The sequence below is a fragment of the Streptococcus sp. 2021WUSS126 genome, assembly GCF_044427255.1.
In the GTDB taxonomy this organism is placed as follows: Bacteria; Bacillota; Bacilli; order Lactobacillales; family Streptococcaceae; genus Streptococcus; species Streptococcus hashimotonensis.
In genome coordinates this window covers 76,978-103,966 of record NZ_JAOTGI010000003.1, presented here as the reverse complement: position 1 = coordinate 103,966, position 26,989 = coordinate 76,978, and the positions used below count along the sequence as shown (strand labels likewise).

30 protein-coding genes are annotated in these 26,989 nt (G+C 41.6%); 1 reads left to right on the top strand and 29 read right to left on the bottom strand.

Translation table 11 applies throughout. From position 1 onward, the window contains the following. Positions 1–4: 4 nt before the first annotated feature. The 9 genes from ODU39_RS02670 to ODU39_RS02630 form a co-directional block, all read right to left on the bottom strand. Positions 5–604, bottom strand: a complete 600-nt coding sequence (locus tag ODU39_RS02670) for a lysozyme family protein (RefSeq protein WP_208546434.1) — start codon at positions 602–604, stop codon at positions 5–7. After that, positions 605–1,579, bottom strand: a complete 975-nt coding sequence (locus ODU39_RS02665) for a nucleoid-associated protein (RefSeq protein ID WP_024397858.1) — start codon at positions 1,577–1,579, stop codon at positions 605–607. After that, positions 1,579–2,838, bottom strand: coding sequence for a serine hydroxymethyltransferase (glyA, locus tag ODU39_RS02660; protein WP_024400565.1), 1,260 nt, complete (start codon positions 2,836–2,838; stop codon positions 1,579–1,581). The genes ODU39_RS02665 and glyA overlap by 1 nt, the downstream gene beginning before the upstream one ends. Before the next feature lie 23 nt (positions 2,839–2,861). After that, positions 2,862–3,293, bottom strand: coding sequence for a GNAT family N-acetyltransferase (locus tag ODU39_RS02655; protein WP_398579791.1), 432 nt, complete (start codon positions 3,291–3,293; stop codon positions 2,862–2,864). Next, positions 3,290–3,898, bottom strand: a complete 609-nt coding sequence (locus tag ODU39_RS02650) for an L-threonylcarbamoyladenylate synthase (RefSeq protein ID WP_398579790.1) — start codon at positions 3,896–3,898, stop codon at positions 3,290–3,292. The genes ODU39_RS02655 and ODU39_RS02650 overlap by 4 nt, the downstream gene beginning before the upstream one ends. Continuing rightward, entirely contained in the window at positions 3,885–4,718 is an 834-nt protein-coding gene (gene prmC, locus ODU39_RS02645; RefSeq protein ID WP_398579789.1) for a peptide chain release factor N(5)-glutamine methyltransferase, read from the bottom strand. The genes ODU39_RS02650 and prmC overlap by 14 nt, the downstream gene beginning before the upstream one ends. Beyond that, positions 4,718–5,797, bottom strand: a complete 1,080-nt coding sequence (gene prfA / locus ODU39_RS02640) for a peptide chain release factor 1 (protein WP_002943195.1) — start codon at positions 5,795–5,797, stop codon at positions 4,718–4,720. The genes prmC and prfA overlap by 1 nt, the downstream gene beginning before the upstream one ends. A 296-nt stretch (positions 5,798–6,093) precedes the next feature. Beyond that, positions 6,094–6,675: a thymidine kinase gene (locus ODU39_RS02635; RefSeq protein ID WP_012028098.1), complete on the bottom strand. Its 582-nt coding sequence runs from the start codon at positions 6,673–6,675 to the stop codon at positions 6,094–6,096. A 381-nt stretch (positions 6,676–7,056) separates the two neighbouring features. Next, complete coding sequence (locus ODU39_RS02630; RefSeq protein ID WP_398579788.1) at positions 7,057–8,370, bottom strand: excalibur calcium-binding domain-containing protein; 1,314 nt, start codon at positions 8,368–8,370, stop codon at positions 7,057–7,059. 134 nt (positions 8,371–8,504) lie between these two features. On the opposite strand from ODU39_RS02630, the gene ODU39_RS02625 reads away from it, so the two are divergent. Next, positions 8,505–8,687 (top strand): 4-oxalocrotonate tautomerase, encoded by a 183-nt coding sequence (locus ODU39_RS02625; protein WP_044762151.1) that lies wholly within the window; start codon positions 8,505–8,507, stop codon positions 8,685–8,687. Between the two features lie 49 nt (positions 8,688–8,736). Here ODU39_RS02625 and lepA read toward each other — a convergent pair whose 3' ends face one another. The 20 genes from lepA to ODU39_RS02525 all read right to left on the bottom strand — a co-directional run bounded on the left by lepA (position 8,737) and on the right by ODU39_RS02525 (position 26,961). Then, positions 8,737–10,569: a translation elongation factor 4 gene (gene lepA, locus ODU39_RS02620; protein WP_398579787.1), complete on the bottom strand. Its 1,833-nt coding sequence runs from the start codon at positions 10,567–10,569 to the stop codon at positions 8,737–8,739. Positions 10,570–10,664: 95 nt separating this feature from the next. Continuing rightward, a complete protein-coding gene (ndk, locus tag ODU39_RS02615) occupies positions 10,665–11,078 on the bottom strand; it encodes a nucleoside-diphosphate kinase (RefSeq protein WP_398579786.1) in 414 nt (137 codons plus the stop codon). 22 nt (positions 11,079–11,100) lie between these two features. Further along, positions 11,101–11,688, bottom strand: a complete 588-nt coding sequence (gene yihA, locus ODU39_RS02610) for a ribosome biogenesis GTP-binding protein YihA/YsxC (RefSeq protein WP_105105100.1) — start codon at positions 11,686–11,688, stop codon at positions 11,101–11,103. Positions 11,689–11,741: 53 nt separating this feature from the next. Beyond that, positions 11,742–12,968, bottom strand: a complete 1,227-nt coding sequence (gene clpX / locus ODU39_RS02605) for an ATP-dependent Clp protease ATP-binding subunit ClpX (protein ID WP_002934974.1) — start codon at positions 12,966–12,968, stop codon at positions 11,742–11,744. A gap of 21 nt (positions 12,969–12,989) precedes the next feature. Next, positions 12,990–13,163: a hypothetical protein gene (locus ODU39_RS02600; protein ID WP_024411302.1), complete on the bottom strand. Its 174-nt coding sequence runs from the start codon at positions 13,161–13,163 to the stop codon at positions 12,990–12,992. Positions 13,164–13,165: 2 nt separating this feature from the next. Next, positions 13,166–13,678, bottom strand: a complete 513-nt coding sequence (locus ODU39_RS02595; RefSeq protein ID WP_398579785.1) for a dihydrofolate reductase — start codon at positions 13,676–13,678, stop codon at positions 13,166–13,168. A gap of 337 nt (positions 13,679–14,015) precedes the next feature. Continuing rightward, complete coding sequence (locus ODU39_RS02590) at positions 14,016–14,855, bottom strand: thymidylate synthase (protein ID WP_398579784.1); 840 nt, start codon at positions 14,853–14,855, stop codon at positions 14,016–14,018. A 51-nt stretch (positions 14,856–14,906) separates the two neighbouring features. Then, positions 14,907–15,209 carry a hypothetical protein gene (locus tag ODU39_RS02585; protein ID WP_024406323.1) on the bottom strand — a complete coding sequence of 101 codons (303 nt, stop codon included), beginning with the start codon at positions 15,207–15,209 and terminating at the stop codon, positions 14,907–14,909. Positions 15,210–15,220: 11 nt separating this feature from the next. Next, positions 15,221–15,499 carry a hypothetical protein gene (locus ODU39_RS02580; protein ID WP_002934968.1) on the bottom strand — a complete coding sequence of 93 codons (279 nt, stop codon included), beginning with the start codon at positions 15,497–15,499 and terminating at the stop codon, positions 15,221–15,223. A 125-nt stretch (positions 15,500–15,624) separates the two neighbouring features. Then, positions 15,625–16,584, bottom strand: a complete 960-nt coding sequence (locus ODU39_RS02575) for an ROK family glucokinase (protein ID WP_105134243.1) — start codon at positions 16,582–16,584, stop codon at positions 15,625–15,627. Positions 16,585–16,679: 95 nt separating this feature from the next. After that, positions 16,680–17,015 carry a hypothetical protein gene (locus ODU39_RS02570; RefSeq protein ID WP_395315430.1) on the bottom strand — a complete coding sequence of 112 codons (336 nt, stop codon included), beginning with the start codon at positions 17,013–17,015 and terminating at the stop codon, positions 16,680–16,682. Beyond that, the gene (locus tag ODU39_RS02565) at positions 17,016–18,884 is read right to left on the bottom strand and encodes an ABC-F family ATP-binding cassette domain-containing protein (protein WP_398579783.1); all 1,869 of its coding nucleotides are present in this window, start codon (positions 18,882–18,884) and stop codon (positions 17,016–17,018) included. Then, a complete protein-coding gene (locus tag ODU39_RS02560) occupies positions 18,877–20,088 on the bottom strand; it encodes a CCA tRNA nucleotidyltransferase (RefSeq protein WP_398579782.1) in 1,212 nt (403 codons plus the stop codon). The genes ODU39_RS02565 and ODU39_RS02560 overlap by 8 nt, the downstream gene beginning before the upstream one ends. Beyond that, positions 20,085–20,852, bottom strand: a complete 768-nt coding sequence (gene dapB / locus ODU39_RS02555; protein WP_398579781.1) for a 4-hydroxy-tetrahydrodipicolinate reductase — start codon at positions 20,850–20,852, stop codon at positions 20,085–20,087. Before dapB ends, ODU39_RS02560 begins: the two co-directional genes overlap by 4 nt. A gap of 8 nt (positions 20,853–20,860) precedes the next feature. Then, positions 20,861–21,712, bottom strand: coding sequence for a DegV family protein (locus tag ODU39_RS02550; protein WP_014637961.1), 852 nt, complete (start codon positions 21,710–21,712; stop codon positions 20,861–20,863). 1 nt (position 21,713) lies between these two features. Further along, entirely contained in the window at positions 21,714–22,088 is a 375-nt protein-coding gene (locus tag ODU39_RS02545) for a DUF1149 family protein (protein ID WP_002934959.1), read from the bottom strand. A gap of 95 nt (positions 22,089–22,183) precedes the next feature. Continuing rightward, complete coding sequence (locus tag ODU39_RS02540) at positions 22,184–24,139, bottom strand: fructose-specific PTS transporter subunit EIIC (protein WP_398579780.1); 1,956 nt, start codon at positions 24,137–24,139, stop codon at positions 22,184–22,186. Then, complete coding sequence (pfkB, locus tag ODU39_RS02535; RefSeq protein WP_398579779.1) at positions 24,136–25,047, bottom strand: 1-phosphofructokinase; 912 nt, start codon at positions 25,045–25,047, stop codon at positions 24,136–24,138. The genes ODU39_RS02540 and pfkB overlap by 4 nt, the downstream gene beginning before the upstream one ends. Further along, positions 25,044–25,793 (bottom strand): DeoR/GlpR family DNA-binding transcription regulator, encoded by a 750-nt coding sequence (locus ODU39_RS02530; protein ID WP_398579778.1) that lies wholly within the window; start codon positions 25,791–25,793, stop codon positions 25,044–25,046. The genes pfkB and ODU39_RS02530 overlap by 4 nt, the downstream gene beginning before the upstream one ends. 112 nt (positions 25,794–25,905) lie before the next feature. Continuing rightward, positions 25,906–26,961: a pyridoxal phosphate-dependent aminotransferase gene (locus ODU39_RS02525; RefSeq protein ID WP_398579777.1), complete on the bottom strand. Its 1,056-nt coding sequence runs from the start codon at positions 26,959–26,961 to the stop codon at positions 25,906–25,908. Positions 26,962–26,989 lie beyond the last annotated feature (28 nt).

Here is a 26,989-nt window from a genome sequence, read left to right as displayed (position 1 = left end):
GGTATTAAAATAAATTAATGAGGCGCATCAGGTGCATATTAAAACGAACCTGTCTAGCATAGTAGATATTTCCACCATTTACATATAACTTCCCACCATTTAGCAAAGCCAAAGGATGAAAATAGGTATACGTTTCTTCTGTAGTATTCCCTAAGCTTGGTGCTACTACTGTTCTGGAGTATTCTTTCGCTAAAGAAAGTGTATGTTCTCCACCATGCTCAGCAATATAGTCAATATAGGCTGGACCGAAATTATACGCCTGAACTGCTGTCCAAACCTCTACTCCTTTTTCCTCAGCCAACCGTAGGTTTTCTGTCAGGTAGATAATTCCTTGCCTGATACTCTCTCTACTATCCGTGATGGTGTTAGCATAGCCAGTAGCGGACTCACTTGATTGCATGACATCTGCTTCTAGTCCCTTGGTTTCTGTGTAAATCATTGCTAGGACTAGTTCTTCATTAGCTGGTGTGTCGTTTTCTGCCAATACTTCTTGTACCATAGTTTGATAGGTCATCACTTGCTTGACTGCACTGTAGGTTTGATAAAATTTGTAACCGAGAAAAATCAGCAAAAGAAGTATCAGCGTACGTATCAGTTTTTTCATTTACTTGCTCTTTATGTCTTCAATATTTTTGATAAGAATAGAATAGGTCCCGTTGTCATTTTGAATAAACTCAACCGATTCTGCATCCTCATAGATTGCATTTGGCACAATCAACTCAATTCCGTTTGATAAAGATAGCTTCTGATTTTCAAATTTCTTAAGTTGACGGCTACTATCAATTTCATCGAAGGAAATCTTATCAGGTATGACCTCTTTCAGTTGATCGACGAAATTTAAACGAGCGGTCAGGTTGTTGTCGAATAACTGATCAGCCAATTTTTCAGGTGAAAGCTCGTTATCTTCTTCCAAATTGTTGAAAATAGCTGACTTGACTTTCGATTGAAATTGAAAATCGCCTTGATGGAAATTGTCAGCAATCTTCTGTGCAGTTTGCTCTACTGCTTTGATTGATTTTTTTGCAGAAATAGCTGGTGTAACTTGCAGAAGATTATCTGAGAAATAATTGAGGAAGGCTCCATTGTGTTTGATTCTTTTCTCAATCAAATGATACTTCCGCGTTTGAAGATTGACAATCAAGGCTTCATCAGGTGCTGAACCCGCTCCAGGTAAATTGTTCTGGGTGATTTTTAAAGGACTTCCACTTTCCAGACCAACATGGGCGAGATTTTCACGTAAGGCAATTCTTAGAAAGGCGAAATGCTCCACACCATTTCGTTCAAACTCAATAAAGATTAAATCATTGGTCTTGAGATTTTCTGAAATGGAGAATTCCTCTTTCCAGAGATTAGCAATCTTGACAGAGTTGGTCAGTAGGTCGCCATCTAAATAGTCAAGAAAAGGATTGTCGGGGTTAAATTGTCCTGTTTTTGCTTCATCAGAAAAGACACGTTCAATCTTTTTACGCAAATATTCTTCTATTTTGGGGCTAACAGTCAAAAGCTGGTCGGCAAGGACCAGCTCTGTATCATCAGGACTAAATTGATGTATGATGGCTTTTTTTACAAATATATCCATTATAAACCTTCGTAAAGTGGGAATTGATCTGTCAAAGCACGCACTTCTTGACGGACTTCCTCAAGAGCGGTTTCATTTTCTGCATTTTCAAGTGCTTTGATAGTTAGTTGTGCAACCTTGCGAGCTTCCTCTACTCCAAAACCGCGAGCAGTAATGGCCGCAGAGCCAATACGGATACCGCTTGTTTTGAATGGTGAGAGTTTTTCGTAAGGAATTGAGTTTTTATTGAGAGTAATATTTACTTCATCCAAGAGATGCTGAGCAACTTTACCATTTTCAACAACTTTGGTCACGTCAACGAGGAAGAGATGGTTGTCTGTTCCACCTGTGATGACTTTAAAGTTAGGGTTTGCAAGGAAGACTTCGGCCATGGCCTTGCTGTTTTCAATCACTTTTTGAGCATAGTCTTTGAAATCTGGGTCCAAAACTTCTTTGAAAGATACGGCTTTTGCAGCAATAACATGCTCTAATGGACCACCTTGGATGCCTGGGAAGATAGCTGAGTTGATTTTTTTGATGAGCTCTTCATCATTGGTCAAAATCAAACCACCACGAGGTCCACGAAGTGTTTTGTGAGTTGTTGTTGTTGTGATATGAGCGTGAGGAACTGGGTTTGGATGGAGACCAGCAGCTACAAGACCAGCAATATGAGCCATATCTACCATCAGTTTGGCACCAACTGCATCTGCAATTTCACGGAATTTAGCAAAGTCAATTGTACGTGCATAGGCTGAAGCACCTGCTACAATCAATTTTGGCTGTACTTCTTTTGCCTGTTTTAAAATTGCATCGTAATCAAGCAAGCCAGTTTCTTCGTCAACATTGTAAGCGACAAAGTTATAAGTTTGACCCGAGAAGCTAACGGATGCACCGTGAGTCAAGTGACCACCTGCAGCTAAGTCCATTCCCATAACAGTGTCTCCTGGCTCAATCAAGGCCATGTAGGCAGCACAATTGGCCTGACTTCCTGAGTGTGGCTGAACGTTAGCAAATTTTGCACCGAATATTTCTTTAGCACGTTCAATAGCTAAACTTTCAACTACGTCAACGCATTCCGTACCGCCATAGTAACGACGACCTGGGTAACCTTCTGCGTATTTATTGGTCAAAATAGAACCTTGAGCTGCCATAACAGCTTTAGAAACAACGTTTTCAGACGCAATCAATTCGATATTATTTTGTTGGCGTTTTTCTTCAGCTTGGATAGCTTCCCAAACTTCTTTATCAAATTCTTTGTAGTTAACTTTGTCAAAAATCATGTACGGTACTCCTTTGTATTGGGCTAAATGTGCTTGATAAAACGCTTCTGCATTTTATCGGAGTGATAGCCATTCTTTTCGTAGAAAAGATGGGCTTGGAGACGACTTTCAGCAGAATTGAGGCGAATAAAATGGTAGTCCTCTTTCTGTGCAATTTGCTCAACGGCTTTCAGCAGACTTGCTCCAATCCCTTGTCCTTGATGACTAGGCAAAACAGCTAGTCCGAGAATATTGAGACCTGTATCTGAATAGAGACTTTCATAGACCTGTGCGTGAATATAACCTTGCACTGCGCCACTTATGTCATCTATATAGACCAACAAGATATGCCCCAATGTGCTCGTGCATCTAAAAAACTGTCGCTCAGTTTGTTCTAATGAACAATCATACCCTAAGGATTGAGCATTGATTTCTCGGATGACTACCAAGTCACCTTTCTCAATGGGACGAATCATAAAACTACCTCAAATTCTATTTCGGGAATGGCTTTCTGAATCTCTTCGCGGCTGATAGCACCTTGGCGCAAAATCCGCGCTTTCTGTCCAGAAAGGTCCAAAATCGTTGAATCAATACCTGTTAGAGCTTGGTCATCCTCAATGCCAGGCAAATTAACTGAAAATTGTGCCTGGATATCCGAAAACTTCTTGCCACTTTCGTTTCCTGAAATATTGGCGGACGGCCCAATAAGTGGGCCAGTCTCTGAAATCAAACGCAAGGTTTGTTCGTGATTGGGGAGACGAAATCCAACAGTATCCAGTCCAGAATTAACCCAAAAAGGAACATTATCGTTCGCTTTCAGGATAATCGTTAGTGGTCCTGGCATAAATCTATTATACAGTTTTTCCAGATAATGGGGTGGATTTTGACTGAAAAAATAAATATCGTTCAGATTTGAGACATTTAAGTTCATTGCCTTGTCCCTCGGACGCTGTTTCAACTGATAGACGCGATTGACTGCATCTTCATTCAAGGCTTGGGAAAAAAGCCCATAGACTGTTTCAGTTGGAAGGATAACAGCACCACCATTTTCAAGAATTGTTCGGAGTTTATCCATTGTCATCCGCGACAACCTTTCTATCTTGACCAAATTGGTCTTTGAGGACTCGAATTCGCTTTTTGGGGAAATGCAGAGCGAGTAAGTCGGTTAGGTCTTGCCCTTGTTTATATCCAATTTCAAAGTAGAGTTTTCCATTTTTCTTCAAAAATGCCCCTGCTTGCTCCGCAATTTGTCTATAAATAGCCATGCCATCTTCTTCCGCAAATAAGGCCAGATGTGGCTCAGAAGTCAATACATTGAGTCCAACTTCATCTGTGTCATCTGGTGAGATGTAAGGCGGATTGGAAACAATGAGGTCATACTGACCTGTCACAGCTTGCAAGACATCCGATTCTAAAAAGTGAACTGAGACCTGATTGGTTCTTGCGTTTTCCTGAGCCACTGCTAGGGCATCCTTTGAAATGTCAACCGCTACCACTTCCCAATCAGGTCTATCTTTTGCAAGGGAAATAGCTATGGCACCGCTTCCTGTACCGATGTCTAAGATTCGCAAACCTGCTCTGCTATTTTCCTGCAAAATCAAATCGACTAATTCTTCCGTTTCAGGTCTTGGAATCAAGACTCGCTCATCTACCGTGAACTCCAAGCCATGAAAATCAGCCTTGCCGATAATGTACTGGGCAGGTCGGTGCTGGGAAAGTTGCTGAAAAATCGCATCAATCTCTTCTTTGTCATTCGGTGTAACTTCCTGACGGAGCAGGAGGAGAAATTCCGTAAAGTTCAGTCCCTTTAAGCCACGAAAGGTGAAGGACAGGGATTCTGCCTCTTCACCAATTGCGACTAATTGTTCTTCGTATGCTGCAAATAATTGAGCGTAATTCATTATTTGTTAAGCTCTTCTAGTTTTTGCGTCTGATCGTAGAGAACAAGGGCATCTACGACTTCGTCCATCTTACCTGACAAGATAGTATCCAGCTTTTGCAAGGTCAAGCCGATACGGTGGTCTGTCACACGGTTTTGTGGGAAGTTGTAAGTACGGATACGCTCTGAACGGTCACCAGTACCAATGGTTGATTTACGCTCTGCATCCTGCTCATCTTGGGCAATCTGTGCAAAGTGGTCCGCAACACGGGCACGGATGATCTTCATGGCCTTTTCACGGTTTTTCTGCTGGGTCCGTTCTTCCTGCATCTCTACTTTGATGTTGGTCGGCAAGTGAACGATACGCACGGCAGTTGCAACTTTGTTGACGTTCTGTCCACCAGCACCAGATGCGTGGTAAATATCGACACGAAGATCTTTTGGATCGATGTCGTATTCCACTTCTTCAACTTCTGGCATGATGAGAACGGTTGCTGTTGAGGTGTGGACACGACCTTGGCTTTCTGTCACAGGGACACGTTGGACACGGTGAGCTCCTGATTCATACTTGAGTTTTGAATAAACGGATTGACCAGAGACCATGGCAACCACTTCCTTGATACCGCCGACACCATTGTAAGAAGCCTCCATGACTTCAAAACGCCAGCCTTGACCTTCTGCATACTTTTGATACATGGTCAAAAGGTCTCCAGCAAAGAGGGCAGCTTCATCACCACCTGCGGCACCACGGATTTCCAAGATGATATTTTTGTCATCGTTAGGGTCTTTTGGTAAAAGAAGGATTTTGAGCTTTTCTTCGTAAGCCTCTTTATCAGCCTTAGCTTGTTTGAGTTCTTCCTTTGCCATTTCCTCCAAGTCAGCATCACCAGAAGATTCCTTTATCATCTCTTCTGCATCAATAATGTTTTGAAGTACAGTCTTATATTCACGGTAGGCTGTAACCGTATCACGAGTTGCAGCTTCTTCCTTAGACAACTCCATAAAACGCTTGGTATCGCTGACTACGTCAGGGTCAGACAACAATTCACCAAGTTCCTCATAGCGGTCCTCCACCGCCTGTAATTGATCGTAGATGTTCATAAGATTAAGATACAAAGCCCGTTAAGCAAGCACAGTCAAAATTCCTATTTTGACACAGCTTGTAGGGCGTGTTCATTTCCTTTCTGTAATATGTAGGTCATGAAACAGGCACAGTTCGTAGCCCGTATTCAATTCCTTTCTAAATATTTGACCGAACACACTTCCAGTTAGCTTGTAGGGCGTGTTCATTTCCTTTCTGTAATATGTAAGTCATGAAAATTGGCACAGAGTCATAGGCAAATTCAGTTCTATATAGATGCTAGGTTTACAGCCGCTTCTCATTTCATTTTCAAAAATTAGGGTAAATCTTTAATTTCTGGTGAAAAATAATGTTTGCGACAGACAGGAATGTAGGTTTCATTGCCACCAATTTGGATTTGTTCTCCTTCATAAGTAGGTTTTCCATCCTGCGTTCTCAAAACCATTGTCGCTTTTTTAGAACAATATTGGCAGATTGTTTTGATTTCATCTAATTTATCAGCCAATAAGAGCAAATGTTGGGAACCTTCAAACAGTTCATTTCGGAAATCATTTTTAAGACCGAAAGCCATAACGGGTACATCTAATTCATCGACTACGCGAGCAAGTGCGTAGACATGATGACGTCGAAGAAATTGTGCTTCATCAATGAGAACACAGTAAGGACGCGGTTCCATTTTTTCAATAAAACCAAAGATATCCATATCATCGTCAATCGCCACTGCATCTCTTCGCATGCCTATACGACTGGATACAACACCAAAGGCATCACGAGTATCAAGTGCAGATGTCATGATAACAACAGGTTTTCCTTGTTCTTCATAGTTGTGGGCAACCTTCAAAATCTCAATGGTTTTTCCTGAGTTCATTGTCCCATATTTATAATATAATTGAGCCACTTTCTCTTTCCAATCTTAAATTTTCACTCCCTCCATTTTATCATAAAATGGTCCTTATGGAAATAGAAAAACAAGCCCGTTTTGAGCTTGTTTGATATTAAGACCAGGGGAATGATAAGAAATTTCCGACACACTCAAAAATGATTTTAGCTGCCGTTGGTTTCCACTTGTAGAGCATAACGCAACCATATATTAGGCTGTAAAAAGAAAATGCAAGAAACAAAGGTCCTTCCCAGATACTCTTGGCAAAAACAGTTGCTACTAGATACAAACATAATCCAGCGAGTAGGAACGATAAAATCATACGGTATTTATAGGCCATGAGTAATCCCTCCTTTAAGGATAGTATAGCAAACGATGTAAACGCTGTCAATGTTTTTCTTACTCACACCCAACTCCATCTCCATCACGGTCTAAATGACTACCGTAACCTGGTTCACCACGATAGATTGGTGCAGCTCCTGCTTGTCTAACTGCCTTACAATTTGGATAATATGTGTTTTGAGATGGTGTAGCAGCAAATTGCTGAACTTGGCTTTGTGCTTCTGCTTCTGCAACTTTTTGCGCTTCGGCGGCGAGACGTTCTTCCTCCTCTTTACGTGCTTTCTCAGCAATAGCTTTTTCAGCATTCCAATATTTGATAATGACTTTGCTATCTTTTTTGATGACCTTATCATTCATCTCGTTAAAAGATTTTCCATCAATCTCGACCGCAATGATTTGTCCATTTTTAGCAATTTCATTGGTTTCTGTTGCTACTTCAGATACTTGAGAAAAACCACCGTCAGTAAACAATTTTTTAGTATCTGCAGCTGTTTTTGTTGAAATGGATGATGGCAGTTCAGCGAAGCTAGAGAAATCGTAGTAGGTGATTACAATGGGGGTTGATTTTTTGCTGATAATCTCCTGTTTGGTGGGCAATTGAAGCTCTGCGCCACCCAGACTAATTTTTTGAATTTTTTCGTGCTTTGCTTTATCCTTGTCCGCAACAGCAGTCCACTTGATGTCTGTAAATCCTGCTGTTTTTAGCTGTTTTTCGAGCTCTGGTTTTGTTTTAGCCTCTGCTAGATTTTTTGGTAGTTTGATGTTATCTTTGCTAACGTCAAAATAGGTTAATGTAACAGGGAGACTAGTAGAGTAAAAATGATTGGATTGATAGGTGTGATTTCCGATTTGAAGGCGATCAATCTTATCTTTTTTGTCCGCATTGCCTTCTTCTACTAGCAGAACAGGAGTTAGTTCGACTTGTTTAAAACCTGAATCTTTCAGCTCTTTCTCGACATCTGCTAAATTTTTAGAAGCTGGTAGTTTGAATTCAACGGCATCTTTTTTGGGAACATGGTAGGAGATTGTAATTGGGATATTTTTTAAAGCCCGTCCTTCCTTCCAATCTTCTCCGTCAACAGAGACGAGTTCGACAAGATCGCTTTCACCTATTTTTCCAAATTCTAAATCAGTAATTTCCACCCCCTGAATATTTTTAAAACCTGCTTCCTGAAGATGTTTTACGACTGTTACATACTGTTGTCCATAAAGGTCATCTTTTTTCGGAAGCTCAGCAGTCATTAATTGTGAACCGATAAATGTTGTAAGTAGGACACCGCCAGTTATTCCTGCTGTTTTCCGATTAAGAAACTTTCTAGATTTTTTTATTGACGTTTTGCTAACTATCTGAGTTGCTTTTTTCTTAAACATAAATCATTCTCCTTATTGTTAATCGTGATATTATTATAACAAAATATAAATATATTTTGCAATACATTATGAAAATATCCTTGGAGAATCATAAAAACTATGGTACAATAAACGAAAAATAAAGGAGGAAATATATGCCGTTTGTACGTATTGATTTGTTTGAAGGACGCTCAGAAGAACAAAAGATTGCCTTAGCACGTGAAGTTACCGAAGTTGTATCTCGTAATACTAATGCGCCAAAAGAAGCCATTCATGTCTTCATCAATGACATGCCTGAAGGGACTTACTACCCACAAGGTGAAATGAAACGTAAATAAGAGAAAACACTCTTGCAACAAAATGCAGGAGTGTTTCTTTGTATCAAGTTTATTTCTTATCGTCTTCATCCATGCTGAGAACGCTGAGGAAGGCTTCTTGTGGAACTTCGACAGAGCCGATGGCTTTCATCCGTTTCTTACCAGCTTTTTGTTTTTCCAAGAGTTTGCGTTTACGGGAAACGTCACCACCATAACACTTGGCCAAAACGTTTTTGCGAAGGGCCTTGATGTCGCTACGGGCAACGATTTTCTGACCGATTGCTGCCTGGATTGGTACTTCAAATTGCTGACGAGGGATGATTTTCTTGAGTTTGTCCACGATGATTTTCCCACGTTCGTAGGCAAATTCCTTGTGGACGATAAAGCTGAGAGCATCGACCTTATCCCCATTGAGGAGAATATCCATTTTCACCAACTTGGATGAACGGTATTCAGAAATCTCATAGTCGAAGCTGGCATAACCACGAGTGGATGACTTAAGCTTGTCAAAGAAGTCAAAGACAATCTCCGCAAGTGGAATTTGGTAGATAACATTGACACGGTTATCATCAATATAATCCATAGTCACAAAGTCACCACGTTTCCGCTGAGCCAATTCCATGACTGCACCGACGTATTCCTGCGGTACCATAATTTGCGCTTTAACGTAAGGTTCTTCGATAGTAGCAATCTTTGTTGGGTCTGGGAACTCAGATGGGTTGGCTACATCAATCATTTCACCGTCTGTCATGTTGACATGGTAGACTACCGACGGTGCTGTCATGATGAGGTCAATGTTAAACTCCCGCTCAATCCGTTCTTGAATAACATCCATGTGCAAGAGGCCCAAGAAACCACAACGGAAACCAAAGCCGAGGGCCTGCGATGTTTCAGGTTCGAACTGCAAGCTGGCATCGTTGAGCTGGAGCTTTTCCAAGGCTTCACGGAGGTCATTGTACTTGTTGGAATCAATTGGATAGATACCTGCAAAGACCATTGGGTTCAACTGTTTGTAGCCTGAGAGTGGCTCACTGGCTGGATTATCCGCTAAGGTTACTGTATCACCGACACGGGTATCAGCCACAGTCTTGATAGAAGCTGCGATATAGCCAACATCTCCAACTGCTAGGAAATCACGACCAATGGCTTTTGGTGTGAAAATTCCGACTTCTGTTACATCGAAGGTCTTGCCATTGCTCATCATCTGGATGGTATCACCTGGCTTCACGACACCATTGACGATACGAACTTGGAGGATAACCCCACGATAAGGGTCATAGACAGAGTCAAAAATCAATGCTTGCAATGGAGCTTCGACATCACCAGTCGGTGCTGGAACCTTCTCCACGATCTGCTCCAAGATTTCCTCGATACCAATACCTGCCTTAGCTGATGTTGGCACTGCTTCTGATGCATCCAAACCAATCACATCTTCGATTTCCTGACGGACACGTTCTGGGTCTGCTGCTGGCAGGTCAATCTTGTTAATGATTGGCAAGATTTCCAAATCATTGTCCAAGGCTAGGTAAACGTTAGCCAAGGTCTGTGCTTCAATCCCTTGAGCCGCATCCACCACTAAAATAGCCCCCTCACAGGCCGCAAGAGAACGCGATACTTCATAGGTAAAGTCAACGTGTCCTGGTGTGTCAATCAAGTGGAAAATGTATGTCTCTCCATCTTTAGCTGTATAGTTGAGTTCGATTGCGTTGAGTTTAATTGTGATGCCACGCTCGCGTTCCAAGTCCATACTATCTAGCAACTGGGCTTGCATTTCACGGCTGGAAACTGTTTCTGTCTTCTCAAGAATACGGTCAGCCAAGGTTGATTTACCATGGTCGATGTGGGCAATAATGGAGAAATTACGAATTTTCTCCTGTCGTTTTTTCAAATCTTCTAAATTCATGTTTCTTCCTCTACAAGGGTATTACTCCTCATTATATCAGATTTAGTGATAATTTTCCATAAGAAAAACACCTAGAAAACTAGGTGTCTGCTCTGCTATTTTCCCAGCCAAAGACCGATCTCACGTCCGGCTGCTTCTGCACTATCTGAACCATGAACGACATTTGCCACAATTCCCTCAACGGGCACTGTCGCAAAATCTCCACGAATAGTCCCAGGTAGGGCGTTTACTGGATTGGTAGCTCCCATCATATCTCGCCAAGATTTGATAACTTCTGGCCCTTCTATAATGCCAGCTATCATCGGCCCGCTCGTCATATATTGTACTAATTGCGGGAAGAAAGGTTTATCTGTCAAATGATCATAATGCTGACTGATTAGCTCTTCTGTCGCTGTAACCATTTTTAAATCTCGGATTTGAAATCCCCTGCGTTCGATACGTGAAAGAATTTGTCCCGCAAGTCCACGCTTAAGAGCATCTGGTTTGATGATGAAGAAAGTACGTTCCATGATTTTTCTCCTGAACTGTTTATTAGATGTTACTTAAGATAGCATCCCATGCCTGATCGTATCCGTGACGAGTCTCAGAAGAAAAGATAACGAATTGATCATTTTTATCAAAATCCAATTTCTTTTTAATTATCGATTCGTGCTTATTCCACTTTCCTCGTGGGATTTTATCAGCTTTCGTTGCCACAATAATAACAGGAATTTCATAATATTTCAAGAAATCATACATTTGAACATCATCTGCTGATGGCTCATGACGCATGTCTACTAAACTCACCACAACACGTAGATTTTCGCGTGTCGTCAAATACTCTTCAATCATTTTGCCCCACTTAGCACGCTCAGTTTTGGATACTTTAGCATAGCCATAACCTGGAACATCTACAAATCGAATTTTATCATCTATATTATAAAAATTGAGTTGTTGAGTCTTTCCTGGTTTTCCTGACGTACGTGCAAGATTTTTTCTTCCTAGAAGAGTATTGATAAATGAGGACTTTCCAACGTTAGATCGCCCGGCAAGGGCAATTTCTGGAATGTCATCGCCAGGATACTGGGCTTTTGAAACAGCACTGAGCAAAATCTCAGCATTATGTGTGTTGATTTCCATTTTATACCTTTCATAAATAAGGGTAGAAATCAATCAGTTTCTACCCTTTATTTTTAAGCAGTTTCTAGTAAAGGCTTTTCCTTACCGTCTACTGCTGCTTTTGTTACACGAACACGTTTAACGTTATCTTGGCCTGGCACCTCAAACATGACATCCAACATCGTTTCTTCAATGATGGAACGAAGTCCACGAGCGCCAGTCTTACGTTCAATTGCTTTTTCTGCAATGGCTAACAAGGCGTCCTCATCAAAGTCAAGCTCCACGTCATCATAAGACAAGAGTGTCTGATATTGTTTTACAAGAGCATTCTTCGGTTCCGTCAAAATGCGTACCAAATCCTCTGTTGTCAATTGGTCCAAAGCTGCAAATACAGGCAAGCGACCAATCAACTCTGGAATGATACCGAATTTTTGAATATCGTCTGCAATGATATGTTGCATGTATGATTCTTTTTCATCAATAGCACGATTATTATGACCAAAACCGATGATTTTTTCACCGAGACGCTGTTTGACGATTTCTTCGATACCATCAAATGCACCGCCAACGATAAACAGGATATTTTTGGTGTCCACGTGAATCATTTCTTGGTTTGGATGTTTGCGTCCGCCTTGTGGTGGTACGCTTGCCACAGTTCCCTCGATAATTTTTAGGAGAGCTTGCTGGACACCTTCACCAGATACATCGCGGGTAATGGACACATTTTCACCTTTTTTGGCAATTTTATCAATTTCATCCACATAGATAATTCCTCTTTCTGCACGGTCGATGTTAAAGTCTGCAGCCTGCAAAAGTTTGAGGAGGATATTTTCTACGTCTTCACCAACATAACCCGCCTCAGTAAGAGCGGTCGCATCAGCAATAGCAAACGGGACATTCAAACTTTTAGCCAAGGTCTGAGCTAGGAAGGTTTTTCCTGAACCAGTCGGGCCAATCATAAGGATATTTGATTTTTGCAAATCAACATCGTTCTCATCACGGCTATCCTGGAAATTGATACGTTTGTAGTGGTTATAAACGGCTACTGCTAAAGCACGTTTTGCACGATCCTGTCCGATGACATAGTTGTTCAGGATATTGAGTAATTCTTGTGGCTTTGGCGTATCGGCTAAGTCTGTCAAAACTTCTTCTGCCAGTTCCTCACGAATGATTTCCTGTGCTAGTTCCACGCATTCATTACAAATGAAGACATTGTTCCCAGCGATAATTTTTTTAACTTCTTCTTGATTTTTTCCGCAAAATGAGCAATAGATTAGCTCATGTGTATGCTTAACAGCCATGTGTTTCCTCTTTCATATCTCTTATCTAAATAAAAATCCATAAATGGCATGAATACTATTGACCAGATTGGTAAAAGCATTCAGTAAAAATAAAATTGCTAAACCAAAACGTTTCTTCCGAAAGGCTTGAATCGCACAAAGAATACAAATCCCACAGAGAAATGCTGTAAATAAACCGAATAAACTTCTCTCCATGCCTAACCATCTCTTCTTTCATAGGTTTTTATTGTAAAATCATACGGGTTTTTCTCGTCTTTTGGACGTAAATTGGCGCTTTGTAGCTGAAATTTCTCCATAGGAAATGCTTTCGGAAAATACACATCGCCATTAAATTGACCGTGAATATCTGTCACTATTAATGTTTCAATGTAAGGTGCAAAGGCAGTAAAAATTTGTCCCCCACCAATCACAAATAGTGTTTGTTCCTGTTTGTGATACCAATCTAGGACATCTTCCACACTGTGTAAAATGGTAACACGTTCACTCTCTAGTTGATAGGTTTTATCCGTTGTCAAAACGATGGTGTGACGATTGGGAAGAGCACGTTTACCCATGCCGTCGAAGGTTATACGTCCCATCACCATCGTGTGACCTGTTGTCGTTTCTTTGAAATGAGCTAAGTCAGCTGGCAATGACCAAGGAAGTCTATCACCTTTTCCAATCAATCCATTTTCATCTTGAGCCCAAATGGCAACAATCTTTTTAGTCATTTTCTCTCACTTTCCGTCCTATCATTCTATCAAAAAAACATGAAAAATGCACTTACCAAGTAGGGCTAGTGCAAATTTTTATCATATTGAAACTATCACCGACTCCTAAGAGATAGGGAAGATTCCGAGATTCGTAGAATGTGAATCTTGCTGGTGCTGGAAAGCCCCCCTCATCTTAAATCGCCAAGTCAAATTTGAGTTGCTGTTTAACAGGCTTCGAAAGTCTGAGTATAGACTGTTGAAGGTTGGAAGTGAAACAGTTCGGGGAACTGTTTCAGCCCGAGCCTAAAAATAAAGAAGCGAGGTAAAAGAACGAAGTTCTTCACTGCTAATCCAGTTAAATTGCTAGATCGAATTTTAACTGCGGCTTAACCGGCTCATAGTCCACCAACTCAAAATCTTCTGCTTTAATGTCAAAAAAGTTTGTTCCGTCTGGGACGTTCAAGACCAAACAAGGCTCTATTTCAGATGGTGTACGACGGAGCAATTCTTCAGCTTGTTCAAACTGATTGTCATAGATGTGAAGATTGTTGATGAAATAGAAAAACTTCCCAACCTTCCAGCCAAAATGTTTAGCAATCATCATCTGAAGGGCTACATACTGCATAGCGTTGATATGATGGGCTACTAGCATATCATTTGACCGCTGAGTTAGAGTTGCATCTAGGTAAATCTCCCCATCCACTCGTCGAACGTCAAACATGGTCTGAAAGGCACATGGCAAGAGACCTGCAGATTGGTCAAATGCTTCATAATCCCACAAAGAAATCACATTGCGGCGATTCCATGGATTTTCCTCCAATTGCTTGAGGATTTTTGAAATGATGTCATGTTTTTTCACAATAGCACCGTAACGTTCACCGATTGTGCCAGTTCCATCAACTTCCCAATCATTCCAATACTGGACACCGTATTTTTCCTGTAAAACCGACAAATCATTGGTCTGGTCTTGGTAAATCCAGAGAATTTCCTTGATGGCCGACTTAATTGGAATAGGTCTAAGTGTTGTAATAGGAAACTCGCCCTTAGACAAATCATACTCAGCAAAGGCGCCTGTAACGTACTTGGAATTAGCTATATTTCCATCCTTGTAACGTGGGCGAGCATTTTCTGAAAAAACGCCCTCTTCCATAATCTTACGAATGTTTTCTTTAAAAATAATATCTGCTTTAGTCATGGTTTTAGTATAGCATGTTCTGAGAAAAAACTCCAGTTTGCACTGGAGTTCTCATTTATATAGCAAGGGGTAGAGGTTGAGCTGAAACAGACCAGAAAGGGCAGTTACTAAGCTGAACAATATAAAATACAAGGCAACCAAGAGAACACTCAACAATATCTGACGAACATTTTTAGTGTAAATAGCCGTTGGTAAACTAGCGAGACCGAAAAAGGGAATGATGAAAAATGTTAGTTTAAAATTCACATTTACAATATCAAACCATTGGCCTATTGGTAAAAATAGCATGACGATGAGAAAAATTGCGATACCATACAAAACTAGATTTAATCTTTTTAGTAAAGCCAGGTTCATAACTGCTCCTTCTAGGGACCAAATATAAAGTAGCCAATACCGAATATCAGAGGAAATGAGATCATTAAGAAGATACTAATCAAACCAGTCCACAATTTTTTATAATAGATAGATAGTATAAGAATTAGAGTCCCCAGTAGAGGGAGAATCAACATGGTTGCTACGTTTCCCCAGCTAGACGGGAAAAACCAGTCACGAATCCAGTTATCAAGGAAAAAGGCAGATAACAAAATCAATAAACCAAGAATGGTCAGATAGTTGATTATTTTAGACATGTTTACCTGTTTCATAAGGTGACACTCCTTTCTCTTTACATTTTCATTGTACGCTTAAATATTACATTTTTCAATATATGTATATAAAGAAAGTGTGACGGCGGATTTTAAAAAAGCAGAGGGAACTCTGCTTTTAACGATTATTTCAAGACGAGTGATGCTGCGCCCAATACACCTGCATCATTACCACGTGTTGCCAAGACAATTTGTGTACTTTCCTTGATTTGTGGGAAGCTATTTTCAGCAAAGACCTTGCGAACGCCGTCCAATAAGAAGTCACCCGCTGCTGATACACCGCCACCTAGTACGATGTAGGCAGGATTTAGGACTGCAGCAATGTTTGCACAAGCAACACCTAGGTATTCTGAGAAGTGACGGTAGACAATCAAAGCCAAATCATCGCCTTCTTTTGCCAAATCAAAGACATCCTTAGCCGTTACATCTTGCCCATCGTCAATCATTTGTTTCAGTTTTGCATCGCCAGCGTATTGATCAGCATAGCGACGGCTGAGATTGACAATACCTGTTGCTGAAGCAACTGTTTCTAGACAACCTTTCTTACCACAAGTACATGCAAATGGCTCATCAAAGTCAACTGTGATATGGCCCAATTCACCACCAGCACCTTTGATCCCACGAATCAAGTTTCCAGCAGCGATGACACCACCGCCGACACCTGTACCAAGCGTCATAAAGACAACGTTTGGATTGTTGTTTCCAGCACCAACCCATTGCTCACCAAGGGCCGCTACGTTTGCATCATTGTCGATAAAGAATGGCAAACCAAGGGCAGATTCAAACTGCTCTTTAACCAATTGCAAGGTTTTCCAGTTGAGGTTATAGGCACCGATAACAGTACCGGCTTCGCTATCAACGACACCTGGAGAACCCATACCAACTCCCAAGAAATCATCCTTTGTCAAACCATGAGTTTCAAATCGATGCTTGATACTGTCAATAATATCTGGAACAATATGACTTCCATCATCTAAAATATTTGTCTTGATGGACCATTTTTCTTGAATTTCTCCCTCAGTAGTCAAAATGGCCAATTTAACAGATGTACCACCCAAGTCAATACCGATAATTTTTTTAGACATAATCATCACCTCAAATGTATTTTCTTTATTATAACACAATGCAAAGGTTTGCGTAAAGCCTTTTCAAAAATTTGTACGGATAAAAATAAATTGCTCTATCGAAAGAGATAGAGCAAAATTAAAAATTGAATATGTAAGATAAACCTTCCAATGGAAAAGAGCATAACTGTCGTAAAATTACTACCTTCTTTCGTTCCATTATAGAGAAATAGAGTAGAAATAAAGGTAAATCCTAGAGCAAACCCCACCATCTGAAGATCATGATAAGACTGACTATAAAAATAAAGCGTGGCAGCCAGCAAGAGCATGGATAAGACCGTTAACACCAAGCGCAATGTATTCATTTTTTTGGTCTTTAAATAGCTAAACAGAGCCGCTCCCAAGGTCACCAAGAGATAGATGACCATATATGACATGACAAGAACTTTCATCTAGCCCTCCAACTCGCTCAGATACTCATACCGCTCATATTTTTCCAAGAGCAGGTCGTTTTTCTCATCCAATTCCTTCTGCAAATCGGATAATTTTGTAAAATCACTACCACAGGTCAGCATTTCCGCCTCGATTTTCGCAATCCGCTCCTCCAAGCCAGCAATATCCTCTTCGATGGTTGCCCATTCCTGCTTCTCAAAATAGGACATCCGCTTCTTGTTCTCTTTGACCTTTTCGCTTTTCTCCTTTGGTTTTTCCAAGGAAATAGCAGAGCTGGAAGCCAGAAAGGCCTTCTCATCCAGATAGTCTGTGTAGTTACCAAAGAAGGTCTCAATACCGCTATCTTCGAAAGCCAAGATTTTATTGGCTACCTTGTCTAGGAAATAGCGGTCGTGACTAACGGTAATGACTGGACCAGTAAAGCCCTGCAAGAAATGTTCTAAGACTGTCAGAGTCGCTATGTCCAAGTCGTTGGTCGGCTCATCTAGTAAGAGAACATTGGGTCGTTGCAAGAGAATTTTCAGCAAGTAAAGCCGCTTCTTCTCTCCACCTGATAGCTTTTCAATCAAGGTACCGTGGGTATTACGTGGGAAGAGGAATTGCTCCAAGAGTTCTGCGATAGAAACCATACCAGATGTCGTCTGAGCTTCTTCTGCCACTTCCTGCAAGAAATTGATGACCCGCTTGCTTTCATCCAATCCCTTGATGGTCTGAGAAAAATAACCGATACGGATGGTTTCACCAATATCTACCTTACCGCTGTCTGCTTGCAAATCACCTGCAATTAGATTGAGTAAGGTAGATTTTCCTTTACCATTATCTCCGACAATTCCGATGCGGTCCTTGTTTTGAATGAGCAGGTTAAAGTCTTTTAAAATGGGCTTGTCAGGATAGGAAAAGCTGACATTTTCAAAGTTAATGACTTTTTTACCAATACGAGAGGTTTCAAAATTGATTTCTAGTTCGCTATCGTCTATCTTGTTGGCTAAATCGCCTTTGAGGTCATGGAAACGATTGATGCGAGCCTGCTGCTTGGTTGCACGAGCTTGAGGTTGTCTGCGCATCCAAGCCAACTCCTGCTTGTAGAGTTGCTCTTTCTTATGGCGAAGGGCGGCATCTCGCTCGTCCTGTTCTGCCTTTAAACGAACATAGTCCTGGTAATTTCCCTGATATTCGGTTAAGCTGGCGCGGTCCAATTCAAAAATCCGTGTCGCCACATTGTCCAAGAAATAGCGGTCGTGGGTAATAAAGAGAACTGACTTTTTAGTGTTTTTCAAGAAAGTCGTCAACCACTCAATGGTATCAATGTCCAGGTGGTTAGTCGGTTCATCCAGCAAGAGCAAGTCAGCATTGCCAAGGAGGACTTGGGCCAATTGCACTCGTCTACGTAGACCACCTGATAACTCAGCAACAGTTTTGTTGAGGTCTGTTAGACCTAGTTTTGAAAGAACTGTTTTAACCTGGCTTTCAATCTCCCAAGCATTGAGAGAATCCATCTCTGCCATGACTTTCTCCAGTCTTGCTTGACTGGCTTCATCGTAATGAGATAAGAGCAATTCGTATTCACGAATCAGCTGGGTTTCACGGAGGTCAGATGAAAGAACGGTGTCTAAAACTGTCTTACTGTCATCAAAATCAGGTTCCTGAGTCAGATAGGCGATTTTATAGGCATTTTTAGTGCGAAAAGGTGACACATCTCCGTCAAAACCGATGCGACCTGACAGAACATCCAACAAAGTCGTCTTTCCTGTACCATTGACCCCGATAATCCCGATACGGTCGCCTTGGTGGATGATGAAAGACAGATCAGCAAAGACCGTTTTATCTCCGACAGATTTAGTCAGGTGTTCAACGATAAAATCACTCATTCTCTAAAATTCCTTTCACAAATGTCATAATCGCTTGCTCTTCATTTTCCAGCTGCCCTTCCACAATCTGGAATTCCACCTCTTTGAGTAGTTCTCCTAATACTGGACCTGGTTTGATGTCAAATGTCTTCATCAGATGTCCTCCATTGACAACAATTTCATGCTTGTCATGGATAGTCAAGGCTTGGTCAATCTTGTCAATTGCTGCAAAATCTGTAACAAGACCTTGTGCTTGACGGAGTTCCTCTACTAAGTACAAGAATTCTTTGCCATACTTGAAACAGATTTGCTTGGTAACAGGTCCTGCTTGACGAAGTTGATAAATCTCTACCAACTTGACCACGCTGCGTTGGAAATCATTGCTGGTTTTCCATTTTTTCAGGAAGGACTTGATGTTATCAATACCTAGGCAGACAAAGAGCATGGCCCAAGCTTGTTCAGAAGTCGAAAAGCGAAATTCTGCTGTTAGGCTTGTTAGCATGGTCTCTAATTCATCACTTTTTCCAGCTAAATCAGGCAAGAAATCATAAGCCTTGGAATTAATCATAGCGCGCAAGCCTTTTCGCCAAAAATCCGCCATCAAAAGTTTATCAAACTCGATAAAACTGCGTTCTACAGAGATTTTTTCCAAGAGCGGTGCGGTTTCAACCATAGCTGTAAAGGTCGTCGGCTCAATCTCAAAGTCCAAGGTCGCCGCAAAGCGAAATCCACGCATGATACGGAGGGCGTCTTCGTTGAAACGCTCAGCCGGGATGCCTACAGCCCGTAGGGTGCGGTTTTCTAAGTCGGTCATCCCATCAAAGAGGTCAACGATTTGAGCCTCTTCATCAAGGGCAAAGGCATTGACCGTGAAGTCGCGGCGTTTGAGATCCTCTTCTAAGGAACGCACAAAAGAAACCTGGCTCGGTCTGCGGAAGTCGACATACTCCTCCTCTGTCCGAAAGGTCGTGATTTCATACTCCTTTTTCCCCTCTAATACTAACACCGTACCGTGTTCAATTCCAACATCAATAGTCCGTGAAAAGATTTGTTTCGTTTCCTGAGGGTAGCTGGATGTCGCAATATCGACATCATGAATAGGCCTACCGAGAATGGCATCACGAACGGAACCGCCAACGAAATAAGCCTCGTAACCAGCTGCTTTAATTTTCTCTAAAATCGGCAAAGCCTCCTGAAACTCAGAAGGCAGATTGTTTAATTTCATAATAAGTGTTCCAAACCATAAACGAGTTGTGAGCGTTTGACTACCTCTTTAATGCCGAGGTTGACACCGCCCATAAAGGAAATGCGATCGTAAGAGTCATGACGAATGGTCAAGCCTTCTCCCTGTGCCCCAAAAATCACTTCTTGGTGTGCAACAAGACCTGGCAAGCGTACTGAGTGGATACGGAAGCCGTCAAATTCTGCACCGCGAGCACCAGCAATCAGTTCTTCTTCATCTGCTGCACCTTGAGTCTGTGACTGACGGACTTGGGAAATGAGTTCTGCCGTTTTGACAGCTGTTCCGCTCGGCGCATCCTTCTTCTTGTCATGGTGTAGTTCGATGATTTCAAGATTCGGGAAATACTTGGCTGCCTGTGCTGCGAACTGCATGAGCAAGATAGCCCCAATGGCAAAGTTAGGAGCAATCAAGCCACCCAAACCCTTCTCAGCAGACAAGACAGTTAATTCTTCAATTTCTTCTGGAGTAAATCCAGTCGTTCCAACCACAGGTGCGAATCCATTTTCCAAGGCAAAGCGGGTGTTTTCATAGGCAAATTTTGGCGTTGTAAAATCCACCCAGACATCAGCGTCTAGGCTGGCAACTTCTTCTTTTGTCTTGAAAACAGGAACACCATCTACTTCTGTTTCTGTCGCAAAGGGATCCACCAAGGCAGCCAGACTAAGTTCTGCGTCACCTTTGACCATCTCAACAGCCGTTGAACCCATTTTTCCTTTAAATCCTGCGATAATTACCTTAATTGTCATGCAAACTCCTATTCAATAATGGGAGAAATACCAAAGGCTACAGCTCCTTCTCCCAAGTGCGTACCGATGACCGAACCAAATGACACGATTGGTAAATCGCTACCGACACCTGCTTCTTCCAACTGCTGTTTAAAGTTTTCAGCCTTCTGAGGTGCGTTGGCGTGAATAATAGCAATCTGATATTGTCCTTCTTTGGTTTGTTCTTGGAGGATTTCCAAGAGTCGCTTAATGGCCTTCTTCTCCGTCCGAACTTTTTCATAAACTTCAATCTTACCCTCACCTGTAAAATACAGAATCGGTTTGATGCTCAAAAGATTGCCAAGCAAGGCTGCACCATTGGACAAGCGACCACCTTTTACCAAATGATTGAGGTCATCAACCATAATAAAGGCAGTTGTTTTGCCAATCTCTTGGTCCAATTTCCCAGTAATCTCTTCAAAACTAAGTCCTGCATCAGCCCATTTAAGGACATTTTCCACCATCATGCCCAAAGGAGCCGATGTGATTTTGGTATCTGGAAAGGCAACTGTCAGACCTTCAAATTCATCAGCCAAATATTGAATATTTTGATAAAAACCTGAAATACCTGATGACAAGAATAAGCCAAGTGCGTGTGTATAACCTTTCTCTGTTAATTTAGCCAGAATTTCTTCTAGTTCCATCAAACTCGGTTGACTTGTTTTAGGTAATTCTTTCGATGAAGCCATTTTTTGATAAAACTCTTCAACCGTCAAATTTTGCCCTTCGATATAATTTTCCCCATCGATGCTGACTGGAATGCTTAGGACAAACAGGTCATCCCGCTCAATACTTTGAACATTCAAAACAGCCGATGAGTCAGTTATAACTGCTAATTTCATATTAAAACTCCAAATTCACTCCTGGTGCATCAAAGGCGATTTCAGTAACCTCATAAGTCATTCGTTTTAAAATGTCCAAAAGAGGCTCTACCAAAACACGTTTTTCCTCATCAGTAAATTCAGTTGGCTCTTCTACCAATCGATTTGGTAAGTGAACGGCCTGACTCATGGCACCTGAAATCACAAAATGATCTAGTACAATCATAAAGCGCAAAATGGTAATCATAGATGTTCGATTTTCCGCACGATTTTGCTCAATCAATTGAAAGTCAACTTTCAATTTTGTTTCCGGAATTCCGTTCTCTTTTTCCCACGCGTGATTGCGGGCATCAAAATGATACTGATTGACAAATTCTTTATCGCGAATGATTTCCATTTCAAGACTCCTCTAATAACAATAATACTCACATTATACCATAATCCTCGTGAAATAGCTAAAAAACCTTGCCAGAAGCAAGGTTTCAATCAAAATTATTTAGCTTTACGAAGTGCTCCGTAAAGGACACCTGATACAACCGCACCAATCAAAACATAGGCGATGTAAAGCAATGGATTAGATGTCAAAGCGATAACGAAGATCCCACCGTGAGGAGCCATCAATTGGATGCCTGACAAACCAACCAAGGCACCTGCAAGGGCAGAACCAGCGATAAAGCTTGGGATTGCACGAGCTGGGTCAGCAGCACCAAACGGAATCGCACCTTCAGTGATGAATGAAAGACCCATAACGATGTTTGTCAAACCTGAGTTACGCTCTTCTTGTGTGAATTTGTCTTTGAAAAGAAGGGTTGCAACGAATACTGCCAACGGTGGAACCATACCACCTGCCATTACCGCTGCCATGGCAACAGACCCACCATCTGCAACAGTTGCTGCAAGTGTACCTGTACCGAAGACATAAGCTGCCTTGTTGACTGGACCACCCATATCGACTGCCATCATACCACCGAGGACAAGGCCGAGGAGAATAGCAGAGCTACCTTCAAGACCTGCAAGGAAGTTGTTCATACCTGTGTTGATAGCTGCCATTGGGATGTTGACGAAGAACATCAAGAAACCAGTGATTGCTGTTCCCAACAGTGGCAAGAGCAAGATAGCGTTCAAACCTTGGAGAGATTTTGGCATATTACGCAAAGCATTGCGAAGAACGAGTACTACACCACCAGCAAGGAAACCACCAACGAGGGCACCCAAGAAACCAGATGATACACCAGCAAGGGCAAGGGTTTCTTCACCACCAGCTGCGTAAGGGATTTTACCGAACGCAAGACCGCTACTAGCGATTGCACCAGCTACGAAACCTGCAACCAAACCTGGTTTTTCAGCGATTGAGTAAGCAATGTAACCTGCAAGAAGTGGCAACATGAAGCCAAAGGCTGCTCCACCGATCTTCATGAACATAGCTGCGATTTCATGGTATGAACCAAGACTACCAAGGCTGTCTTGCGGCACACCTAGAGCTCCATCGAATAGGAAGGCAAGGGCAATCAAGATACCGCCACCGATAACGAATGGCAACATTTGAGAAACACCGCTCATCAAGTGTTTATAGAACGCTTTACCAAGACTGAGTTTTTCTGAAGATTCCACAGTAGCTACTCCTTCTGACGCTGTGTAGGCTGATGCTTTACCCTCCAAGATAAGGTTAATTAATTCTTCTGGTTGCTTGATTCCAACTGCAACTGGACGAGATACCAAAGGTTTGCCATTGAAACGAGGCATATCGACAGCCTTATCTGCTGCGATGATAACACCAGCTGCATTCTCGATGTCTTCAGCGGTTAGTTTATTTCCAACACCTGAAGCACCGTTGGTTTCAACCTTGATGTCAACACCCATCTCAGCAGCTTGTTTCTTAAGTGCTTCTTCTGCCATGTAAGTGTGAGCAATACCTGTTGTACATGCTGTAACTGCAACGATAAATGGACGGTCACCACTTGGTGCTGCAACCACTTCTTCGGCAGTCTTGTCTGCTGCTTCAGCTGTATCGAAGACTGCAATCACTTCTTCAGGATTTGTTGCCGCCCGAAGTCTATCAGCAAATCCAGCTTTCATCAAGTATTTGGACAATTCAGCAAGGGCTGCCAAGTGGGTATCGTTAGCACCTTCTGGAGCTGCAATCATGAAGAACAAGTCGGTTGGTTGACCATCAAGACTTGCGTAGTCAACGCCTTTATTAGATTTTGCAAAGAGAACAGTCGCTTCTTTTACAGCAGCATTCTTAGCGTGTGGCATTGCGATACCGTCCCCAAGGCCTGTTGTCGTTTGTGCTTCACGGTTCATAATACCTGTTTTGAATACGTCAAAATCAGTTACATAACCTTTGTCAACCAAGCTAGTAATCATTTCATCGATAACAGCTTCCTTGCTTGTCGCTTGCAAATCAAGCAACATGACATCTTTTCTCAAAACGTCTTGAATTTTCATAGTGTTTCTACCTCAACTTTTTCATAAGTTTCCTTAATAAATTCGATACTTGCCAAATCGTCTGAAAAGGCTGTTGCCGTACCGCAAGCAACTCCCCATTTTAGGGCTTCGATTGGGTCTTGTGAGCGAACGTATTCGCCAGTAAATCCTGCCACCATGGAATCTCCAGCTCCGACAGAATTTTTCACTGTTCCCTTGATTGGTTTGGCAAAGTAAGTAGCTGCTGGAGTGACCAACAAAGCCCCATCCCCTGCCATGGAAATGATAACATTCTGAGCTCCCATATCTAAGATTTTCTTAGCGTAGGTCTCGATGTCTGCAATGCCATTCAACTCGACGTTGAAAATTGCTTCAAGTTCATGGTTGTTTGGCTTGACCAAGAGTGGCTTGTGTGCTAGTGAGTCTAGAAGTGTTTGACCTTCAAAGTCACAGACAACTTGCGCTCCTGCTTTTTTCGCCACAGGAATCAGCCTATTGTAGACTTCATTTCCAAGACTAGCTGGAGCAGACCCCGCAAAGACAACGGTGTCTTCCTTGGTCAATCCTGCTAAGACCATTTCTAATTCGGCCAACTGTGTATCTGTCACAATCGGACCTAAACCGTTGATTTCTGTTTCTTGGTCAGCTTTGATTTTCACGTTAATACGTGTATCTTGATCAACCTGAACAAAATCAGTATCAATTTCTTCGGCAATCAATCCATCTTTGATGAACTGACCTGTGAATCCCCCAAGGAAACCCGTTGCTGTATTCGGATAGCCCAAGCGCTTCAAAACACGGCTAACGTTAATTCCCTTACCGCCGGCATACTTATCGTCGCTCTTCATACGATTGACACTGCCCGTCTCGACATGTTCTAAACGAACGATATAGTCAATCGCTGGATTGAGCGTAACTGTATAAATCATACCTCGATTACCCTCGTTTTCTCTTTTATGATGTCCAACAAACTGCTTTCTGAAGATTGGCAGATAATGTTGGATTTTTCGATTGCCGCAACTTTAACAAAGGAGAATTGACCAATTTTAGAAGCATCTGCCAAAACATAGCTTTCTTTGGTATTGTCTATGATAGTACGTTTGATGGTCGCTTCTTCAATATCTGGCGTTGTAAAGTAATTTTTATCAATACCATTCATACCTAGAAATGCCTTATCAAAGTTGAGCTGTCGAATTTGTTCCAATGCTACTGCTCCAACGGAAGCATCTGTTGATTGCTTAACAAAACCACCTATAATGATTGTTTTTATCTTGCGTTCAACCAGCCTCACTGCGTGGTGAATAGAATTGGTAACGACTGTCAGATTTTCCTGCTGAAGATAATCAATCAGTACACCGGTTGTTGTACCTGCATCTAAAAAAATTACGTCTCCGTTAACAATCTGTCGAGCAGCTCTTTCCGCAATCTCTCGTTTTGCTTGAACGTTTTTGACAGATTTTTCTAGAATAGACTCTTCGAGTTGCAAATTTCCTGGCGCTTCAGCACCGCCGTGTACACGACGAAGCTTACCTTCGTTTTCCAACTCGTCCAAATCCCTACGTACAGTAGACTCAGATGTATCAAGAACTTCGATTAATTCCTCTAGCCGAACAAACTGTTGGGAGTGTATTCGCTCCAATATAATCTGTTTTCGTTCTGATTTGAGTATGTTCAACACCTCCTGCAATCGTTTACAAAAAACATTATACACGATTTTCTGCCATTGTCAATCATTTTCTATCATTTTCTTTCAAAAATACAAAAAAACTAGCAGAAACTAGCAGAATCTACGCTTCCACTAGTTTCTCAATCATTTTTTTCATCATGTCCATTTCTTCTGGACGGCCAATAGACAGGCGAATATATCCTTCTAATTTACCTGTTGGATAATATTTGAAATTCAAATCCTGTGCCAAGGCATGCTGATAAAATTCTTCTGCCCACGGTGCTTTAAACGTTACAAAACTAGCCTGACTAGGTAGAACTTGACAGTTATCTAACCCTTGCAAGAATAAAATCATTTCTTCTCGCAAATTCTGAATTACTCCCACCGTTTCTATAACTTTGTCTGTATAATTCAATGCAACGGCTGCCATTTTTGCAGTCAAGTTTGACAAGCTGAATGGGGGAATGACCTTGTCCAATTCATAAATTAACTCTTCGCTTCCTACCGCAAAGCCAACTCGTAAACCTGCAAGTCCAAAAGCCTTTGATAAGGTCCGTAAAACTAAAACATTGTCAAATTGTTGCAGACGACTGATGAAGCTTTCGACATTTGCAAATTCAATATAAGCCTCATCTACAACGAGTAGCCCTTTAAAAGAAATAGCCAATTTCTCCAAATCTTCTAGCGAATAAGCTACTGAAGAAGGATTGTTAGGGTTGGAAAGCATGATTATCTTCGCCTTCAACTCCTCTGCACGCGCCAACAATTTCTCTACTGGCAGGACGAGTGTATCGTTTTTGGCTTCCAAATCAATGGCTTCAAACCGGCTACCATGCATGTGATTATAGGTTTCATACATGAAGAAGTCTGGATTGACAGTCAAAAAAGTATCATCCTTTTCCATAAAGGTGGAAACAATCATGTGAATAAGGTGATCAGAGCCCACACCTACTGTTACTTGTTTGGGATTTAATCCAAGATAGACCGCATATTTCTCAATCAGTTCGGAGTAAGTGTTATCACCATAAAAGCTTAATTGACTGACATCCAAATTTTCCAAGGTCTCTTGTGGCAAAAAGGACCAATCGATGATACGATTTTCGTTATTTCCTAAATCAAATTTTGCCTTTTGTTTGATTTTATAAGGTTGGTAGTGTTCAAATACCTTGCGTTTCATCATTTCTCCTTCTAGCAAGAAAAACACA

What these genes read in the sequence shown, in the direction of transcription:
- ODU39_RS02670 (WP_208546434.1), bottom strand. Translation starts at nt 604, where the DNA reads ATGAAAAAACTGATACGTACGCTGATACTTCTTTTGCTGATTTTTCTC.
- ODU39_RS02665 (WP_024397858.1), bottom strand. Translation starts at nt 1,579, where the DNA reads ATGGATATATTTGTAAAAAAAGCCATCATACATCAATTTAGTCCTGAT.
- glyA (WP_024400565.1), bottom strand. Translation starts at nt 2,838, where the DNA reads ATGATTTTTGACAAAGTTAACTACAAAGAATTTGATAAAGAAGTTTGG.
- ODU39_RS02655 (WP_398579791.1), bottom strand. Translation starts at nt 3,293, where the DNA reads ATGATTCGTCCCATTGAGAAAGGTGACTTGGTAGTCATCCGAGAAATC.
- ODU39_RS02650 (WP_398579790.1), bottom strand. Translation starts at nt 3,898, where the DNA reads ATGACAATGGATAAACTCCGAACAATTCTTGAAAATGGTGGTGCTGTT.
- prmC (WP_398579789.1), bottom strand. Translation starts at nt 4,718, where the DNA reads ATGAATTACGCTCAATTATTTGCAGCATACGAAGAACAATTAGTCGCA.
- prfA (WP_002943195.1), bottom strand. Translation starts at nt 5,797, where the DNA reads ATGAACATCTACGATCAATTACAGGCGGTGGAGGACCGCTATGAGGAA.
- ODU39_RS02630 (WP_398579788.1), bottom strand. Translation starts at nt 8,370, where the DNA reads ATGTTTAAGAAAAAAGCAACTCAGATAGTTAGCAAAACGTCAATAAAA.
- ODU39_RS02625 (WP_044762151.1), top strand. Translation starts at nt 8,505, where the DNA reads ATGCCGTTTGTACGTATTGATTTGTTTGAAGGACGCTCAGAAGAACAA.
- lepA (WP_398579787.1), bottom strand. Translation starts at nt 10,569, where the DNA reads ATGAATTTAGAAGATTTGAAAAAACGACAGGAGAAAATTCGTAATTTC.
- ndk (WP_398579786.1), bottom strand. Translation starts at nt 11,078, where the DNA reads ATGGAACGTACTTTCTTCATCATCAAACCAGATGCTCTTAAGCGTGGA.
- yihA (WP_105105100.1), bottom strand. Translation starts at nt 11,688, where the DNA reads ATGGAAATCAACACACATAATGCTGAGATTTTGCTCAGTGCTGTTTCA.
- clpX (WP_002934974.1), bottom strand. Translation starts at nt 12,968, where the DNA reads ATGGCTGTTAAGCATACACATGAGCTAATCTATTGCTCATTTTGCGGA.
- ODU39_RS02600 (WP_024411302.1), bottom strand. Translation starts at nt 13,163, where the DNA reads ATGGAGAGAAGTTTATTCGGTTTATTTACAGCATTTCTCTGTGGGATT.
- ODU39_RS02595 (WP_398579785.1), bottom strand. Translation starts at nt 13,678, where the DNA reads ATGACTAAAAAGATTGTTGCCATTTGGGCTCAAGATGAAAATGGATTG.
- ODU39_RS02590 (WP_398579784.1), bottom strand. Translation starts at nt 14,855, where the DNA reads ATGACTAAAGCAGATATTATTTTTAAAGAAAACATTCGTAAGATTATG.
- ODU39_RS02585 (WP_024406323.1), bottom strand. Translation starts at nt 15,209, where the DNA reads ATGAACCTGGCTTTACTAAAAAGATTAAATCTAGTTTTGTATGGTATC.
- ODU39_RS02580 (WP_002934968.1), bottom strand. Translation starts at nt 15,499, where the DNA reads ATGAAACAGGTAAACATGTCTAAAATAATCAACTATCTGACCATTCTT.
- ODU39_RS02575 (WP_105134243.1), bottom strand. Translation starts at nt 16,584, where the DNA reads ATGTCTAAAAAAATTATCGGTATTGACTTGGGTGGTACATCTGTTAAA.
- ODU39_RS02570 (WP_395315430.1), bottom strand. Translation starts at nt 17,015, where the DNA reads ATGAAAGTTCTTGTCATGTCATATATGGTCATCTATCTCTTGGTGACC.
- ODU39_RS02565 (WP_398579783.1), bottom strand. Translation starts at nt 18,884, where the DNA reads ATGAGTGATTTTATCGTTGAACACCTGACTAAATCTGTCGGAGATAAA.
- ODU39_RS02560 (WP_398579782.1), bottom strand. Translation starts at nt 20,088, where the DNA reads ATGAAATTAAACAATCTGCCTTCTGAGTTTCAGGAGGCTTTGCCGATT.
- dapB (WP_398579781.1), bottom strand. Translation starts at nt 20,852, where the DNA reads ATGACAATTAAGGTAATTATCGCAGGATTTAAAGGAAAAATGGGTTCA.
- ODU39_RS02550 (WP_014637961.1), bottom strand. Translation starts at nt 21,712, where the DNA reads ATGAAATTAGCAGTTATAACTGACTCATCGGCTGTTTTGAATGTTCAA.
- ODU39_RS02545 (WP_002934959.1), bottom strand. Translation starts at nt 22,088, where the DNA reads ATGGAAATCATTCGCGATAAAGAATTTGTCAATCAGTATCATTTTGAT.
- ODU39_RS02540 (WP_398579780.1), bottom strand. Translation starts at nt 24,139, where the DNA reads ATGAAAATTCAAGACGTTTTGAGAAAAGATGTCATGTTGCTTGATTTG.
- pfkB (WP_398579779.1), bottom strand. Translation starts at nt 25,047, where the DNA reads ATGATTTATACAGTTACGCTCAATCCAGCGATTGACTATATCGTTCGT.
- ODU39_RS02525 (WP_398579777.1), bottom strand. Translation starts at nt 26,961, where the DNA reads ATGAAACGCAAGGTATTTGAACACTACCAACCTTATAAAATCAAACAA.